Genomic DNA, 17147 nt, shown 5'->3' on the forward strand with positions numbered 1-17147 from the left:
ATCAGGGCGTCAGGATCACCTTGCGGCAATCCTCCTCTTTGCGGTCGAAGATCTCGTAGCCACGCACGGCGTCTTCGAGCGACAGGCGGTGGGTCACGATCACGCCCGGGTCCAGGCGGCCTTCGCCGATATGGTCGAGCAGCTCGGGCATCAACTTCTGCACATGGGTCTGGCCCATCTTGAAGGTGAGGCCCTTGTCGAACGCATCGCCAAGCAGGAAGCCGTGAATGAAGCCGGCATACACACCCGGGATGCTCACCGTGCCACCGCGACGCGTCGCCGCAATGCACTGACGGATCGCCACGCCGCTGCTGCCTTCCACCTTGAGGGTGGTCAATGCCGATTCCAGCGCACTGCCCTCGGCTTCAAAGCCGACCGCCTCGATCGTGGCATCCACGCCGCGGCCATTGGTCTGGGTGATGATGTACTCCGCCGGGTCCTCAACCTGGGTGAAGTCGATCGGGGTCACGCCGTACGTCTGCTGCGCGAAGGCCAGGCGATACGGCAGATGGTCGACCATGAAAATCGTTTCCGCCCCCAGCAGGCGGCAGCACGCCGCACTCATCAGCCCGACGGGGCCCGCACCGAAGATCGCCACCGTGGAACCGGGCTTCACCCCGGCGTTGATGGCGGCCTGGTAGCCCGTCGGCAGGATGTCGGAGAGGAACAGCACCTGCTCATCGGCGAGCGCATCCGGAATGCGCAGCGGACCGACATTGGCCTTGGGCACACGCACGAACTCCGCCTGCCCGCCCGACACGCCGCCATACAGATGGCTGTAGCCGAACAGCGCCGCCGGGGGGCGGATGCCCTTCTGGTTCACCGCCGCGCCCTTGCCGGTGTTGGTCGTCTCGCAGGCTGCGAACTCGGCGAGACGGCAATGGAAGCATTCACCACAGGCGATCACGAACGGGATCACCACGCGATCGCCCGGGCGCAGGTCCATCACCCCGGCGCCCACCTCCTCCACCACGCCCATGAACTCATGGCCCAGCACGTCGCCGGTGTGCAGATCCGGGATCTTGCCGCGGTACAGATGCAGGTCCGAGCCGCAGATCGCCGTGGCGGTCACGCGCAGGATGATGTCGTCGGGGGCGGCCAGCGCCGGATCCGGGACGGTATCGACCCGTACATCCTTGCTGCCGTGGTAAGTCAGTGCGCGCATAGCAAACTCCGTTGTCCAAGTACCTATGTGGTACGTGGTACGGCGTGGCAGCGTCGTGACCGCCCCGTGTGCGGCGTGTCTACCCCGGCAGAGGCGCCGCGCTGCTGGTCCGGCACGCATAGCGCTCGCCAGTGCGCGAGGACTGAATCATTCATTCTGCTGCGGCGGCGGGCGCCGCTCGCGCTGGTCGTTATTCCGCCGGCGGCGCGGACGGTGTTTCCGGATCCGGCGGCAACTCCTGCGGCGGCGCGGCAGGCGCTGGATCACCCTCCGGTGGAATTTCCTGCGGCGGTTCCTGGGCGGGCGGATCGCCACGGCCGGGCGCTTCCACCGGCGGCGTGGGTGGCATCGGGTCCGGCGTGGGGTCGGGCACCTGGGCGATCACGCTCTCGAGTGAAGAGGTGGATCCACTGCGTGCTGTCGTGTCCATCGCGCATGTTCCTTCTGAAGGGCTGAGCTCGACGCTACGCGGCGTGCCGTCAACATCCAGCGACGGCGCCGCTGCCGGGCGAACGCCTCGGCTCAGTCATCGCCTTCGGAACGGCGCTTGTTCACCGTGATCTCGCCGGAGGTTTCCAGCACCGCCAGGTCCACCTGCCCGAAGCCCTCGCAGCCGTTCGCGCGCATCGCCACCTCCAGATCGGCCGGGCTGACATTGCAGCGTTTCACCTGGTCCCAATAGATCGTGCCGTGCCGCGCCAGCACCACCGGGACCCCTTCCACAATCTCGTTGAGACGCTTGCTGCGCGCGCCCAGAAAGCCGACGAACCAGTTCAGCCCGATCAGGGTGGCAGCCAGGATGAGCCCGCCGGGCAGCGAGGTGTCCTCACCGATCAACGAGTTCTGCACGGCCGTGCCCAGCAGCACGATCACCAGGATGTCGAACGGGGTGGATTGCCCCATTGAGCGCTTTCCGCTCATGCGGGTCAGCAACAGCACCACCACGTACACCGCAACCGCGCGGACGACGAACTCCCACCATTCCATTCCCAGCTCGAACATCGCATGCATGGCTGCAGCCTCCGTGTGGCGAGGTCTGGACGATAGGAACTCCCGGGTGAAGCCCATGGGAGCACCCGCCCTTCACAGGACACCTGCCGCTTCGTAACAGCGGCAGGGCTAGCGTCGGGGCATCACCGCCCTACCCGATTGCGCAGGAGATATGCCATGCAGCACGAAAAAATGCCGCCCGCCTCCACCGAAGACGCCCATGCCGCGCACAACTGCCCGCCGGCGGAAGGCACGGTCGACAAGCAGCGCACCTCGGAGAACCATGATGAGGCGCTGGAAGAGACGTTCCCGGCCAGTGACCCGATTTCTCCGTTCGTTGCGGCCAAGCCGCCGAAGGATGACAAGGACGAGAAAGATCCGGATGCAGCGCGGCTGAAGACGGAGAACGAGGGCTACAACCAGCGCGGCCACGGCAAGGGTGGCAAGGCCGGTGAAGGGGAACCGGATGGCGTCCGCGAGGATGACGGCATCACCCAGCCGAACTTTGGTCAGGGTGGTACGTCTGGCAAGCAGACGTTGGATCGCTGACCGAACGAGGACCTGTCATGACTACTGCACCGCGAGCGCCCGCTACGAAAGAAGACGACCAGCAGAAGAGCCACACGCCGGACAAGCTGAGGAACGATGACGCCCGGTGGAAGGACAAGGACATGCCGGAGGCCGAGCATGGGGCGACGCCTGAGGATTATGAGCGGCCGGGGAAGGGCTGAGCGCCAGTGGCCTATCGGCTCCACCGGATTCGCACGGCTGTGGAGCAATCCGCCGCCGGCATCGCGTGTCTCAACGGAGGTGGATGGTGACCCCGGCCCGATTCGAACGGGCGACCTTCCCCTTAGGAGGGGGACGCTCTATCCAGCTGAGCTACGGGGCCACGGAGGGCGTAAAGGATACAGGCAAACCAGGGGCCTCATCCACGCCCGGCCGGTTGCCCGCCACTCATCCCCGACAGCGGCAACTGCCCTATGCTCCTCCGTCCCCTGTGATGAGTGACATGGATGCATCCTCTTTGGGCCACCCTTTCCCAACTCGGCGACAGCCGCTGGCTTTTGCCCCTGAGCCTGGTGCTGATCCTCTTCGGCCCCAAAGAGAGCCGCGCCCTTCGCATTCGCTGGGCGGCCGGCCTGGCTATCGCCGGTGGCCTAACCCTGGCCTCCAAGCTGGCCTTCCTGGGCTGGGGTATTGGTTGGGCCCGGCTGGACTTCACTGGCTTCAGTGGCCACGCGACCATGACGGCGGCGGTATATCCGGTCGCCGTGTATCTCGCCACGTCTGGTCGGCTCCCGAAACCTCTCCTTTGGGCACTGCTCGGGTCGCTGCTTGCCGCCATGGTCGCCTATTCGCGCTTACCCCTTAACGCCCATTCCCCATCTGAGGTGGTGAGTGGGTGGCTGCTGGGCACGGCGGCGACGGTTTTCGCCCTGTCGGCGCGCGCCACAGGCTGGACAACACCCCTACCCACTCTTGCCGCCTCAGTCATAGTGGGACTGGCGGTCCCAATGCTGATGCCCACGGTCCGCACCCACGATGTGGTCATACGCCTTGCGACCGAGCTGTCAGGCCGCGACCAAGTCTTCAATCGACACCATTTTGTGCGATAGGCGTCAAATATTGGACGCAACGAAGCCAGCCCGGGTGCTCAAACCGACTTGACACTGAATAGCCTTCAGCGCGAAGATGACAGCGAAAATTTACCTCACGGAGTAGGAAACCCCGTTATGAAGAAGATCTTTGCCGCTCTCGCCCTCGTGGCTTTCTCCCCGATGGCTCTGGCTCAGGAAGCCCAGGTTGAGCAGGCTGCTGGTGCTGAAGGCACCACCGCTGCCACCAGCGCAGAAGTCGCCGGCACCGGCGCCGCCACCGGTGCCGCCACCGGCGCCCTCACCACTGCGGCCGTGATCGGCGCCGGCATCGCTGTCGCTGCAGTCGCATACAGCGTTGCGTCCGACAGCAGTAGCGACGACGCTGGCAACAACAATGGTGGTGGCACCACCCCGCCGCCGACCGGCACCACCGGCACGACGGGTACCACCGGCACCACCGGCACCAACTGATCCGCTAGTCGGAGTCAGGTCATTACGCCCTCGCCGGGCGCAGGTCCGGCGGGGGTTTTTGTTTTGCCCGACAGGGCCAGGAAGAATCATCGATGGACTGCAAGCGTCTCGGCGCCACTCTGGCGTTCGCCCTTACCCTGTCCGGCTGTGTCTGGGCGCCCGGTCAGCACCTGCGCTCCAGCGCCCTGGCCCGTGATGATCAGCCGGTCGGCAACGACCAGATCGAGCTGATCCAGATCACACCGAAGCTGATTGCCATGGACCGAGCCTCGCGCGACGTGCCGGCGCTGCCGCGCGCGCTCACCAGCTACCACCCCGGCCAGTACCAAATCGGCGTGGGCGACATTCTGTACATCACAGTCTGGGATCATCCAGAACTGACGGTTCCTGCCGGCCCGCAGCAGCAACTCAACGCAGCCGGCCGCCTGGTTCAATCGGATGGCACGCTGTTCTACCCCTATATTGGCAAGATCCCCGCCGCTGGCAAAACACCGGGCGAGCTTCGGGACGAGATCACCTCCAAGTTGGCACGGGTCATCGAAGCACCGCAGGTCGATGTGTCGATGCTCACATACGCCAGCCAGCGGGTCTGGGTAACTGGTGCATCCCGCCAAGCTGCCACCGTACCACTGACCGTGACGCCACTGACCTTGGGCGATGCCATCAGCCAGTCCGGGCTTGATCCGGCGCAGGCGGATCTGTCGGGCGTGCGTCTTACCCGCGAGGGCGTGACGTACACCATCGACCTCGACCGGCTCGGCCGTCAGGGCGGCGGCGCTACCAACGTCTTCCTCAAAGCAAATGATCATCTCTACGTCCCGTATCTGGACCGGAAGGAGATTTTTGTCGTCGGTGAAGTGAACCAGCCGGGTGCAATGAGCTTCAAGACCAGCGACATTTCGTTAAGTCAGGCGCTTGGCCGTGCACGCGGCCTGCAGCAGTCCACGTCCAACGGAAACGCCGTCTATGTGATCCGGGGCTCGAGTGATCTGCAGAGCGCACCCTCCAGCGTATTCCAGCTGGAAGCAAAATCCCCAGCCGCCTTCGCCGTTGCCAGCCAGTTCGAACTTCTGCCCGGTGACGTGGTTTTCGTTGGCGCAGCAGGTGTGACGCGCTGGAGCCGCTTCGTGAACCAACTGCTGCCGTTCACCTCGATCATCAGCAACGCGGCAAGCGCGCGTAACGATCTCGACAATTGACGGCCGGCCAATGATGAGCAGGACCGCTCTCGTTGCGCCGCAACGGAACCATGGATTGCGAGGCCTGGCCGCGCTCTTATTGATGGGCTTTGCGCTGTCGGGCTGCGGCGTGGTGGGCCGTACCAGCGTCAAGACCGTACAACTGGCAATGCAGGGCAAACCAGACGTTCAGCCCACAGCCGCTGACGTGGCAGCGAACCGCTACCCCCAGATCAAGGTTACCGGCCCGCGTGGCGGGGCAGTTCTGGTTCTGGGCAACCTCGATGGTGATCGCCAAGCCTGGTACAGCAACGATCGCAGCGTCGTCTTCCTTGAAGATGGGCTGGTGGTAGGCACGCATGGTGGCATCCCTGAGCTCCAGGGCATGCGGATCGAGGGTCAAAATCCTTTCCAGGCCCTGCACCAGATCGAAGGGCCCATTACCATCCAGCGCCAGTATGACGTCATGCCTGGCTATCGCTTCGGCATGACGGTGAGCGGCACCCTCGAACGCCTTGGCACCGAGAATGTCGAGATACTCAATAGAACCCGTTCATTGCTGCATGTGCGCGAACGGTTGGAAGGCCAGGACTGGAAGCGCGACAACCATTATTGGGTAGACCCGGCCAACGGGTTCATCTGGAAGAGCGTGCAGGCCATCGCACCCGATGCCAGTCTGGAAATCATCCAGCTCAAACCCTATTTGCCGGATCTGAACCGTTGATCACTTTGCGTCTGGCCGCCCTTGCCCTGGGCGTGGCCGCCTCTATCTCCCTGCACGCCGCACCAGCCATCACCGTCGAGGTCATCGGCAGCGTCCGAAATCCGGGCATGCTCACGCTCCCTGCAACCAGTCGCTTGTCTGATGCAGCGCTCGCTGGCGTGCCGGATGATCGCAGCTACATGCTGGGAGCGGCCCTGCTCAAGCGCAGCGAGCTCGTTGCGCAGACTCGCCTGAAAACAGGCCTCCTGTTCGACCTTGCGGCCATTGAAAGCCGGCAGAGCAGCGACCCGGAAGGTGCCGCGGCCGCAACACGCATCGCCCGGGAAGTGTCTGCGATGCCGGTGACCGGCCGCATTCGCCAAAGACTCGCCCCGCGTGTACTGGAGATGGACCTCAGCGCCAATCGGCCATTGGCCGATGGTGACAGGCTGTACTACCCGACACGTCCAAGCACAGTGACCGTCCTTGGGACGGTGGAGCAGCCCTGCTCGATACCGCACCACGCCTTGCAGCGTCCGTTGGACTATGTGCGGCAGTGCCCTGCCCTGCTCGCCGCCAGCAAGGATGATGTGTTTGTCATTCAGCCTGACGGCGAGATACAGAAAATTGGCGTTGCACTCTGGAACCGCAGCGGTGAGTCCACCCTCGCTCCCGGCGCCCTCATTTTTGTTCCTCTCAACGCACGAACAACGCGCGACGTAAACCCCGATTTCAACGAGGACGCCGCACGCTTCCTCGCCACCCAGGTGCTGGATGCGCCCGGAGCACCGAAGTGACTCGTTTTGCCAGATCACAGGCCGCTCGCCTGAGCCTTGCGCTGCTCACCTTGAGCATCAGCACCGCCCTCCATGCCCAGAGTGCCCCCGCTCCCACTGCAAGCGATTGGGGCGGCATTGGCCTGTTACAGACCCCCACCGCGCGCATGGCCGATGAGGGCGAACTCGCCTTCACGGCCAGTCATACCTCGCCTTACAGCCGCTACAACATGGTGCTGCAGCCGCTGCCCTGGCTGGAGGGCGCGTTTCGCTACGTTTCGGTGGCCAATCGGCGCTATGGTCCGGAATGGCTAAGCGGAACGCAGAACTACAAGGACAAGTCCATCGACGTGAAAGTCCGCTTGCTTGAGGAGAGCCACTGGATTCCCGAGCTGGCAGTAGGATTCCGCGATCTGGGTGGTACCGGGCTTTTTTCCAGTGAGTACCTGGTCGCCAGCAAGCGCATGGGCCCCTTTGATGCAAGCGCAGGCCTGGCAACCGGCTACATCGGTAATCGTGGTGATTTCAGAAACCCGCTTGCGGCCATCGATGATCGCTTCGAGACCCGTCCTCGCGCACAGGGTACTGGCACCCTCAACAGCGACGGGATGTTCCGCGGCCCAGTCGGAATCTTTGGTGGGGTCGCTTACCAGACGCCTTGGCAGCCGCTGCAGTTGAAGCTTGAGTATGACGGTAACGACTACAAGCACGAGCCGCAGGGGAACAACCAGCGTCAGCGCAGCCCTTTCAATGTGGGCGCGTCGTACGTAGTCAGCAAGAATGTGCACCTGCACTTGGGCTGGGAACGGGGCGATCTCGCCATGTTCGGCATAACGCTGCGAACGAATCTCGCCCAGGCCAGCTCCATGGCGAAGGTATTGGACCCGATGCCGGTGCCACTAAGGCAGCACTCCGCCGCATCCGAACTGAACGTAGCAGACAGCCCAAGCCGTGTGGACGAGCCGTTCGACTGGTCCGGACTGGCCAGCCAACTGGAGCAGAATGCAGGATTGCGCGTGCAGCGCATCAGCCAACGCGGGGCGGAGGTCATCGTCACCGGGGAGCAACGGCGCTTCTATTATCCAGCGCAGGGTGTTGGCCGCATGGCGCGCATCCTCGACGTGGAGCTTCCAGACGACGTTAAGTGGTTCACTGTGCAGAACACACGCCTTGGCGTTCCGATTGTGGAGACCAGTATCGAGCGCAAGCCCTTCGTGGATTACGTCGAGCACAACATCGACCTGCCTGCACTCGCCGGGCATATCGAGATGGCCCCTCCGGCCATTCAGCGCAGCCAAACCCTTTATAAGGCTCCGCTTCGTCGCTTCGATGGCGGCTTCAATATCAGCTACCAACAATCACTTGGCGGACCGGACGGATTCGTGCTGTTTCAGGTTGCGGGCACCTACAGCGCAAATGTGTATTTCACCCGCAATCTCTGGCTAAGCGGCACTGCCAGCTACAACGCGTACAACAACTACGACAAGTTCCGCTACGACGCGCCCAGTCGCCTGCCGCGCGTTCGGACCAACGTCCGGCGATACATGACTACTGAAGATCTGACCATGCCCAACCTTCAGCTGACGGGAACGCGTCGGCTCAGCCGGGACTGGTATGGCATGGTTTACGCTGGCCTGCTGGAGTCCATGTACGCAGGTGCGGGCGGCGAAGTGTTGTACCGCCCGTTGAACGAGCGGTGGGCGGTAGGCGTGGAGGCCAACTGGGTCAAGCAACGCGATTTCGACCAGCGCTTCAGCTTTCGTGATTATAGCGTCGCCACCGGCCATGTCAGCTTCTACTACATGTGGGGGGATGAGCGACGCATAGTCACGGCAGTGAGCGCTGGGCGCTATCTTGCAAAGGACTGGGGCGCCACGATGGCAATCTCACGCGCGTTTGATAACGGTGTGACCATGGGTGCCTACGCGACGAAGACTGACGTCTCGTCCTACCAATTTGGTGAAGGCAGTTTCGATAAAGGAATATATCTCTCGGTACCTTTCGATTTCCTGCTGCCCCGCTCCACGCGTGCCCGAGCCAATTTCCTATGGAATCCTCTCTATCGCGATGGCGGTGCCCGCTTGGGTCGCGCGTACGGTCTTTACCAGACCACCTCCGAACGAGACCCCGAGTTCTTCTTTGACAATCTGGCGCCGCTGACGAAATAAATTCCCAGCTATGGCACGAATGTAATGACCCACCAGCTCCCGCTCAGGTCACGCGGTTTGTATCGCGACACAGGCCGCGTCCGGTAGTCATCCTTTTCAGCGTCTGGTGAGCGCACCTTGGGTTGCATATGCCAAGCCAGTCATTAATCCGCCGCAGTGCGTAGGTTTGGCTCTCGAAGCGATGGCAGCAGACGCGCCGCGTCACGTTGCCGCCCAGCGTACACCTCAGATATCTGCAATCAAATTGATCGACCATCTTCCAGACCGAACAACCCCTGCAATTAATGGCATGTGACCTATGAAACGTCTTACAGACTATTGATTCCGGCTCGCCACTGCGCAAGCATGCTTTCATCATCTCCGTCTACCAAGCCACTTACGTATTTACCTGGATTGGAGACGATGTTGTGGTTAATAGAAACGAGTGTAGAAAATCGGATCCATATCAGAGCACCCGGATTGTCAATACCCCCTTTGGCATCAGCGGCCCGATAGGCAGAAACCCTCATGGGTGAAATGAATTTATTTCCAGAGATCGTCACCCGTTTGGCAGACGTCACAACGAGATTGGCCCCCGGGACGTCTTCAAAGGTATTGCCGCTGATGATGATATCTCGGTGGCCGCCCGGGGGCGGCACATAGCGACCATTGAAGTAGCCGGCGATCGTCAGACCGCTGTTCCATGAACGAGAAGCTATCCCCACGCGCCGTAATGTGTTGCCAACAATCTTCACATTATGGCTGTAGTCAGGCTCAGCAAACCGCGTCACCTCTGGCCACACCAGGATCCCGGCATTTGACGTCCCCTCGATCAAATTGTTGCTGACCACCCCGACACTTGACCGGATGAGAATTCCACGTGAACGAAGATGTCGGAAAATACTCTTGCGAATGAGGAACTCGCGCCCGCACATGTCTGTATTGGAAACCAAGCCGCCTGCAGGCGCTTCTATCGGCTTTTCCAGGATGACATCCCAATAGAGCCCTTCAGATCGATCACTGAATCTGCTGGACGTTGGACGCAAAAGCCGGGATGGCCTGAATTCCTCCTTCGGTGCGAAGCCGAGGACTCGCCGCTCGCCGAGCAGCTGGCCTTCGATACTATAGAAGCGCAACCGGTCGCCGACTTTAGCGAACGGGATGGGGCTACGGGAGCCTAAATGCGAACGTCGCGCATCCAGTACAACTGACGACGTGGTAGTAGACGCGGCCAACATCGCCCATGTTCCATGAATGTTGACACCATCGTCGTTCATTCCTTCAAACACGCACCCTTCTATTCTCGGCCCAGTTCTCATGCAGCTGCTGTGCAGCCCATCCGCCGCAGAGGACAACAGCGTCTTGGATGAGGCACCTTCGGGCATTTCTGCCCAGGTCACTGAACAGTTCCGGTATGTGTTTCCACCTTCCCCGTGAAACTCGAAAAAGGCCATCCCAACACTGTTGGTCACCGTTACACCGTCAAGCGTCATCCCCGCACAAACCGACAGCGTAATTTCGGCGCTCTGTAGGCCACCCCGCCACGCCACAGGATCCCCAGCGCGCAACGGAATTCTGGAATCAATCAGGGTCCTCAAATGAAACCGAATTCGACGTGGGGAAAGTCGCTCGATCTGTCCGATATAAATATCAGGGACATGCGGCTTCAATTGACGCGTGCCATTCACGAAGGCGCTAAGCACAGGAACATGAGGGAAAAACTTTCGATCATCTATGTCTGTCGGGTAACCTTCATCGATTACCACATCAACCTGATCTCCCTGTGGAGCTATCGCAACAACCCGGCCCTGTGAGAATGGCGGAATCGACCGGGTAAACTTGGCACCGCGAAGCGACACCCGCGAGCAATATTCAAAAATCAGAGCACGTGAAGTTCTTGAAGAACATATGAAGGTGGCACCCTGCGCCTCGATCACCAGATCCCGGGCATCGCTTATCCTCAGATGCGAGGGGGATTTACCTGGGTCTGGCAGAAGATAGACCCCTGGAGGAACCACCACACGAGGTGCACCAGCCTCTACTGCTGCGGTCAAGCCCCGCTGAAGAGAACCCGGATCTTGAGGGCGAATACCGAAGCTCTCTGCATCCTTAGTGGCAACTGCCGCCGCGAAGCCGGTTAGCGGCACTCCAACTCCCGCAGTCGTCAAAACCCGGAGAAAATTGCGCCTATCTAAGTCCATACAATCCTTCCAGGCAAAGCTTACGCGATATGTTTACGTCGTGCCCAAGAGCAATCGCATCTTCAAATAACCTAGGCCGATCGGATAATTTTCGCATAGATCACCTCAACCTCAGTATTCATGCGAAGACTGGTGAATGCCGATTGATAGTTCACCCTCGCATTGTGCCCCATTCGTGCCCAGCGCTCACGTGGAGTCGACCGCAACAGACGCGCCAATTCCGACGAGCTACCTTCTTCAAACAGGAGGCCCCCTATCCCATCCTGAACGATCTCAGGTAACGAGCACGTTCGGCTTCCCAGCGTAGGCACGCCAACGCTTGCCGCCTCGACGACAACCAGTCCAAATCCCTCCCAGCGACTAGGAACCACTAGTACGTCGGCGTATGCAAGGTATCGAGAGATACCTTGTCGATCATGCCAGCCAGCAAACTCGACGTTTGCCGCGGCTGGCCGATGAACTGCATCAGCCTCGAGCACACCGCCGCCGACTGCGATCAAATGTACCCCACACCCCTCAAGCTGAGACATGGCGTCGATGAGAACGTCAAACCCTTTCTGCCGGTCGAAGCGACCGACGAATAGCACCTTCAATGCATCTGGGGGGAATGGATCTGTGGTGCCACCTGGTGGGGCCTGCATCGCCTGCACGCCGTTGAGGATGACGTGCAAGGTTGCGGGATCAAGCCCTTTCTCTACAGCAGTGTCATGCTCGTAGCGACTGATGCAAACAACGGCGTCGGTCAGAAGCTGAAGCGCTCTTTCCGCGAGCGCGTATGCGCGCGTCTTCCACATGCCTGATGGCATGAGGAAAGCGAACGCGTGAGGACAATACACAACCGACGGACGGCGCCAGGGCCAAAGCGGCACCAGCATCAGCCTGCCAATAAAACCCGCGAAGGTGCTGTGCAAGTGAACAATATCTGGATTCGTGCGCCACACCGCTACGACAAACGCGATACCGAAGCAAAGAAGTGAGACGGCATTACGGCCAGTTCGCCTAAACGTCGACACGTCAGCACTCAGGTTCTCCAGATCATCTCGTTGATCCTGTGGCACAACACAATGCACGCGATATCTACCCGAAGATCGCTGATGCTCGAGAAGCTGCCTCAGGATAGTCGCAACACCACCACGAATGGTTTCAGCAGCATGGACCACACTGACTTGTGCAAAACCAACCGCCTGGCAACTCATTTCAAGCTCCGCAGCACTCGAGCGACAACCTGGGCGGAGCCACTCCATGAGAAACGCTCCACATTCACCCGGCCCATCCTGATCAACTCACCTCGCAACGCTGCATCACCCACAACAGTATCCATGGCCTGAGCTATTGCATTGCTGTCAAGTGGGTCGAAATAGAACGCAGATTCGCCAAGCACCTCCGGAATAGAAGCCGCATTTGAGGCCATCACAGCGCAACCGCACGCCTGCGCCTCCAGCGGAGGGATGCCAAATCCTTCATATAACGACGGAAACACGAATGCGACGGCACCTGAGTAAAGGTCAATGAGCTGATCGTCGGATACTCTGCCGAGAAAACGAACGCCACTCGGTAATTCATCAAACTGCTGCTTGGCGAAACTGCTCGCCTGCCCGCCTACAATCAACAGGTCAACCGTACCGCAAACCAGCGATCGTGAGTACGCCTCGATAACGCGCGAAAAATTCTTATGCACGTTGGGAGACGACACCGCCAACAGGTAGGGCTTCGCTGCCGCGACAGGAATCCTCCGAGCGAATCTGGAATCCACCGCATTGGGGACGACAAATATCTTGGAGTTATCTGTACCGAAGTATGACGATATCTCCCCCTTAGAAAACTCACTCACGGTCAAAAGCGCACGACTCTTCGCCAGTAGGATGCGAGACATGACCTTATACGCCGCACGGAACCTCCAGGAGAAACTCCCCGGGTACCGTATGAAGGCGATGTCGTGCAGTGTCACTATCTGGTTGGAGTACGTAATCGGACCTGTGTTTCCCAGATTCAAGAGAAGCGGAGACCCGTTTGATCGCAGGTACCGTGGTAGATCAAGCTGCTCCCAAGCGTGCCCGCCCCGCGTGCCAACCTGAAGTACACCTAGAGCATCCGCGGCCTCCTGATTGATAACACCCTTAGGGCTGACAAACACCGCGTTGGGAAACATCGCCTTCAACTCCAAGCTGACGCGCTCAGCAAACCGCTGGACACCGGTCGTAGCCTGAGTGACGAAGCGGGCATTGACAACGACAGACACCCCACTTGCACGCATCATTAGCGAGTAACCCTTAACGAAGCTACTGCAGAATAGCCAGCCATAATAATCCCGAGCAACAGCAGCATGGATGTGAAGTTCTTCCCAAACATCTGAGAACCAAAGCAGAAAATCAGAGCGAAGGCAAACCAGGGGTACACCGTAATACCCATGGCGCCTCCAGCGCAAAACGACTTCCAAAGACGACCAAGCAGATAACCCACCATCAAGAGATAGGGAATTGCGAGAACACCCAGCTGGCCATATATTGCTCCAATGGCGGTGAACCAGTTGAAGCCACCATTCAATCCCGCCGCCCATGTTTGACTGAAGCTTGCATAGAAATTGTCGGAAAAATCGGCAGATCCTTCAGTGAATCGGGAGATAAGAGGGAATTGAAGAACGAAACCAAAATTCTCTTGGCTCAAATATCCATAGAGAGCCTCCAAGTTAAAGCGCCCTTCAAGCAGTGCTGCCAGATGATTCACAGAAGCGGGACCATAGCCGATGTAACTCCTGACGACGTAAAAACCATCCCCACCGGTGCGAAAATATGAGAACAATCCAAAGACCGCGAGAATAATACCAACAGCCATCAATGCCTTGGGAACGATGGACGCAATATTCTGTCGTTGGTCCACCACCTTATGACGAATATATATAAGCGCAAGGCCAAAAAGCGCCGGCATAATTACAAAGCGCGCCATTAAAAGTGTCGCAGCCAAAAGCAGGCTGACCGTCAGCACTGCGAGCATAGATGCGACAACAAACGACTGCCGCCTCGAAAGCACATATCTGTTTTTTAAATACTGTGCAAAGGTCCACCAGGCCACGCCCATTGCCAAGGGGAGCGAGCCACTGAAGGCACCCTGACTGGCCTCGCCGGCAGCGCGTTTCACTTCAGATCCCATGCCGGAAAGAGCTAACACCAAAATATAAGGATCATTAGCCAAGACGGTCTTAACGGTAAGTACAAGTAGTCCACACGAAAAAAGCACGGGAATGGCAAAATACATCACTGGAACCAAAGGAACCCTTTCCCACCCAGAACGCAGACGCACCCTGGGATGCGGCATTCGGAGAGCAATTAGAGCACCCATCCAGATGACGAGCATGCATCCAATGATAAAAAGATAAAGTAGAGGATTTCCAAGCATAAGACTTGGCTCCCTCATATAATACTCGTAAGTAGCGGGAGGCATAAATGTGAACGCCACCATAAGCACGCCGGCAATCAGTACCAGCGAGCCCGGCGACATAATTCGCAGAGACTTCATGGATTCCGCTCCGCGCTTTCCCACGGCAGGCCGATCATCCTATACCGTCCAGGCGGGCAGCGATTGCGCGCTCGTAGAAATTGACATGCTCACGCGCGAACCTTTCGGTGTCCAGGAAGGTCTCCGATGACGAGACTGCCGCCGCTGCCATCTGCGTCCGAAGGGCGCCATCGAAGATCAGTCTCTCAATACTTTGCCGGAGCTCATCCGCAGAAGCTGGATCAAACAGCAAGCCGTTCACTCCATGCTGTACCATTTCCGGAATGCCGCCACGCCGGGAGCCGATTACCGGCCTCCCATATGCCAATGACTCAAAAACCACACCCGGAAAAGTATCGTTCCAGATGGAAGGCACAGCGACCACATCTACCTCGGGGTAGAAATCGCGAGGCTTGACCCTGCCCAGGAAGACAATGTTCTCTTTGCAGAACGCTTCCTTAAGGCCATGCACATACGCGCCCTCTCCGGTACCGGCAAGCCAAAGCTCCGCTTGCTCCGGATCGATGTCGCGAAACGCCTCCAACAGAATCTCGACGCCCTTGCTGGGGGCAAGTGTGCCAATGTATCCGATTCGGACCTTGTTTCTGGTGGACGCAGAACATTGCGGAGACAACGGCAGGCCGATGGCAGCAGGTGTTCGCGCGTTGTATATCACGTCCTTAACCGCCACGCCCGCAAAGAATCCGCCAGCCAGGTGTTTGTCGAGGATATACTGACTACAGCCAATGACGCCGGTGACATGCCTTGACACTTTACGATGGGGCAAGCGCAGGAGAGCACAATCCGCGCATTGCCTTGCGCACACGCTCCCATTCTTGAACATTGTCGTCTTGGGGCAAAACAGGTATTGGTCACGGAGTGTATGTACAATTGGCAGTCGTGCGGCGCGGGCCGCCGACCATATCGAGACCGATAGGCCACTTATCACGTGAGAGTGGACGATATCCGGCTGAACCTCCCCGCAGAGGCGACGGAAGTCATGCATGGACGGGAGGTTATAGATATCAGCGGCATGCCACGCCATTCGAGACGCGGCGCTGGCACGGACAGTATCGATGGGACGGTAAAGGTTCCGGACTGGAAGATATCGCACCGGAATCCCATCGACATCGACCTCACCTACTTCTCCATGGGAAAGTGCAGCGACGATTACAGAATGCCCTTCCTTGCGAAGAGCATCCACGAGGATGCGGAGCGACTTTTGACCACCTCCGCCAACCGGCGCCTCGAAATTGGTAGCAACCATTAAGATCTTCACTCGCCGCGCTCCTGTGAGGATGATTGTTGGCCCGCATTCCCGGCGATTGCGGCGATCAGTGGGACTAGCGAATCATCAAAACGATCAGCCGCCGCCCTGACGAACTTTCGCTGGCAGAGCAATCTCTCGGAATCATCAATGACCGACACAAGGCTGTCCTCCACCAACTGCGGATCAATCTGATCGATTCGCAATCCGACAATGGAAGCTTGGCTCATCAGCGTCTCTGTCTTCGTAGCTCGGCTGATCCCAACCAATGGGGCATATCCAAGCGTGATGATCATTGCATGCAGACGCATTGCAACAACGGCGCGAGCATGGCGGAGGATGTTTGCAGCTTGACGAAAATCGCTGGGCACCTCGACCCTAACTCGCTCGTCCGCAACTCTTTCCATGACGTTACGGAATACACCCAGCTCATCCTCCTCTCTGTCTTCCATCGCAAGCAATACCAAGTTGAGGTCAGGCCACTTGGCTCGCAGCATAATCACAAGCTGAAAAACCTCATTCTCTACCACCTTGGCATCGCGGGCCTCGCGTACGTAGGAGAGGACGAGATAAGAATGACCACTGCTCCCAGCGCCCTCAACGCTTGCCAGACTGAATACGGGATCCGCTGATACTACGTAGCTTGCGGCGTGGTCAGGCGCGAGCATCTTGGCCAATTGCATCGCTTGGGGATCGCGCAGAAGTACCGGATTGCATCTACGAAGAATCTGCCCCCCCCAGCGCACGCCCCGTGAGGACGTCAAACGATCAACACCGATTGGGACCGTTGCAACCATCTTCCCCATGACACGCGCAAGCAGTGTCACTTGCCAAATGAAGGGAATCATGCCACGAATGACGCCACATCCCAGTGCATCCTGTATCAACGTACCCCCGCCAATGAGGACCACATCCGCCCTTTGAATCTCCCGTAGCAGGCGGAGCCATCCACCAACCTTCCGACGCTCGACCAGGAACTCCCGGGCTCCAGGTGCGGCCACGCGCCCAAGAACATTGGTTGCTATCACCAAGTGCGCCTCGGGGAAGGCGAGCATCAAGCGCTCTGCCACGATCGCCGAGATCGCATCGTCGCCAAGGTTATAGCCAGGGGAACCGACGAGAAAAATATTCACACTGTTAGCCTTGTATTGATTCG

General features: G+C 59.2%; 16 protein-coding genes and 1 tRNA gene. 7 read left to right on the forward strand and 10 right to left on the reverse strand.

The window, feature by feature from the left end; translation table 11 throughout:
• Position 1: 1 nt before the first annotated feature.
• The 3 genes from HMPREF3113_RS12520 to HMPREF3113_RS12530 all read right to left on the reverse strand — a co-directional run bounded on the left by HMPREF3113_RS12520 (position 2) and on the right by HMPREF3113_RS12530 (position 2176).
• Positions 2-1165, reverse strand: coding sequence for a zinc-dependent alcohol dehydrogenase (locus HMPREF3113_RS12520; RefSeq protein ID WP_019183026.1), 1164 nt, complete (start codon positions 1163-1165; stop codon positions 2-4).
• A gap of 190 nt (positions 1166-1355) precedes the next feature.
• Positions 1356-1595: a hypothetical protein gene (locus HMPREF3113_RS12525; protein ID WP_019183027.1), complete on the reverse strand. Its 240-nt coding sequence runs from the start codon at positions 1593-1595 to the stop codon at positions 1356-1358.
• A 92-nt stretch (positions 1596-1687) separates the two neighbouring features.
• Positions 1688-2176 carry a DUF421 domain-containing protein gene (locus HMPREF3113_RS12530; RefSeq protein WP_070473017.1) on the reverse strand — a complete coding sequence of 163 codons (489 nt, stop codon included), beginning with the start codon at positions 2174-2176 and terminating at the stop codon, positions 1688-1690.
• A gap of 156 nt (positions 2177-2332) precedes the next feature.
• Between HMPREF3113_RS12530 and HMPREF3113_RS12535 the strand changes: the two genes are divergently transcribed.
• Positions 2333-2704, forward strand: coding sequence for a hypothetical protein (locus HMPREF3113_RS12535; RefSeq protein ID WP_070473020.1), 372 nt, complete (start codon positions 2333-2335; stop codon positions 2702-2704).
• A gap of 266 nt (positions 2705-2970) precedes the next feature.
• Here HMPREF3113_RS12535 and HMPREF3113_RS12540 read toward each other — a convergent pair.
• Positions 2971-3047, reverse strand: a tRNA-Arg gene (locus HMPREF3113_RS12540).
• Positions 3048-3171: 124 nt separating this feature from the next.
• Between HMPREF3113_RS12540 and HMPREF3113_RS12545 the strand changes: the two genes are divergently transcribed.
• The 6 genes from HMPREF3113_RS12545 to HMPREF3113_RS12570 all read left to right on the forward strand — a co-directional run bounded on the left by HMPREF3113_RS12545 (position 3172) and on the right by HMPREF3113_RS12570 (position 9052).
• Positions 3172-3774 carry a phosphatase PAP2 family protein gene (locus tag HMPREF3113_RS12545; protein ID WP_070473023.1) on the forward strand — a complete coding sequence of 201 codons (603 nt, stop codon included), beginning with the start codon at positions 3172-3174 and terminating at the stop codon, positions 3772-3774.
• 117 nt (positions 3775-3891) lie between these two features.
• On the forward strand, positions 3892-4227 hold the full coding sequence (locus HMPREF3113_RS12550; protein ID WP_070473026.1) for a hypothetical protein: 336 nt from the start codon (positions 3892-3894) through the stop codon (positions 4225-4227).
• 92 nt (positions 4228-4319) lie between these two features.
• Positions 4320-5426 (forward strand): polysaccharide biosynthesis/export family protein, encoded by a 1107-nt coding sequence (locus HMPREF3113_RS12555; RefSeq protein ID WP_070473028.1) that lies wholly within the window; start codon positions 4320-4322, stop codon positions 5424-5426.
• Positions 5427-5481: 55 nt separating this feature from the next.
• Positions 5482-6129, forward strand: a complete 648-nt coding sequence (locus HMPREF3113_RS12560) for a YjbF family lipoprotein (RefSeq protein ID WP_254665290.1) — start codon at positions 5482-5484, stop codon at positions 6127-6129.
• On the forward strand, positions 6126-6905 hold the full coding sequence (locus tag HMPREF3113_RS12565; RefSeq protein ID WP_019183035.1) for a capsule biosynthesis GfcC family protein: 780 nt from the start codon (positions 6126-6128) through the stop codon (positions 6903-6905). The genes HMPREF3113_RS12560 and HMPREF3113_RS12565 overlap by 4 nt, the downstream gene beginning before the upstream one ends.
• Entirely contained in the window at positions 6902-9052 is a 2151-nt protein-coding gene (locus tag HMPREF3113_RS12570; protein ID WP_070473031.1) for a YjbH domain-containing protein, read from the forward strand. Before HMPREF3113_RS12565 ends, HMPREF3113_RS12570 begins: the two co-directional genes overlap by 4 nt.
• 308 nt (positions 9053-9360) lie before the next feature.
• Here HMPREF3113_RS12570 and HMPREF3113_RS18635 read toward each other — a convergent pair whose 3' ends face one another.
• The 6 genes from HMPREF3113_RS18635 to HMPREF3113_RS12595 form a co-directional block, all read right to left on the reverse strand.
• Complete coding sequence (locus tag HMPREF3113_RS18635) at positions 9361-11232, reverse strand: right-handed parallel beta-helix repeat-containing protein (protein WP_139146367.1); 1872 nt, start codon at positions 11230-11232, stop codon at positions 9361-9363.
• 71 nt (positions 11233-11303) lie between these two features.
• The gene (locus HMPREF3113_RS18410; RefSeq protein WP_175440355.1) at positions 11304-12428 is read right to left on the reverse strand and encodes a glycosyltransferase; all 1125 of its coding nucleotides are present in this window, start codon (positions 12426-12428) and stop codon (positions 11304-11306) included.
• A complete protein-coding gene (locus tag HMPREF3113_RS12580) occupies positions 12425-13489 on the reverse strand; it encodes a glycosyltransferase family 4 protein (protein WP_343124056.1) in 1065 nt (354 codons plus the stop codon). Before HMPREF3113_RS12580 ends, HMPREF3113_RS18410 begins: the two co-directional genes overlap by 4 nt.
• Positions 13489-14745, reverse strand: coding sequence for a hypothetical protein (locus HMPREF3113_RS12585; protein WP_139146368.1), 1257 nt, complete (start codon positions 14743-14745; stop codon positions 13489-13491). The genes HMPREF3113_RS12580 and HMPREF3113_RS12585 overlap by 1 nt, the downstream gene beginning before the upstream one ends.
• Positions 14746-14779: 34 nt before the next feature.
• On the reverse strand, positions 14780-16003 hold the full coding sequence (locus HMPREF3113_RS12590; RefSeq protein WP_070473040.1) for a glycosyltransferase family 4 protein: 1224 nt from the start codon (positions 16001-16003) through the stop codon (positions 14780-14782).
• Positions 16000-17124, reverse strand: coding sequence for a polysaccharide pyruvyl transferase family protein (locus tag HMPREF3113_RS12595; protein ID WP_070473043.1), 1125 nt, complete (start codon positions 17122-17124; stop codon positions 16000-16002). The genes HMPREF3113_RS12590 and HMPREF3113_RS12595 overlap by 4 nt, the downstream gene beginning before the upstream one ends.
• Positions 17125-17147: the final 23 nt, after the last annotated feature.

Source organism: Stenotrophomonas sp. HMSC10F06, from assembly GCF_001807865.1.
Lineage (GTDB): Bacteria > Pseudomonadota > Gammaproteobacteria > Xanthomonadales > Xanthomonadaceae > Stenotrophomonas > Stenotrophomonas bentonitica_A.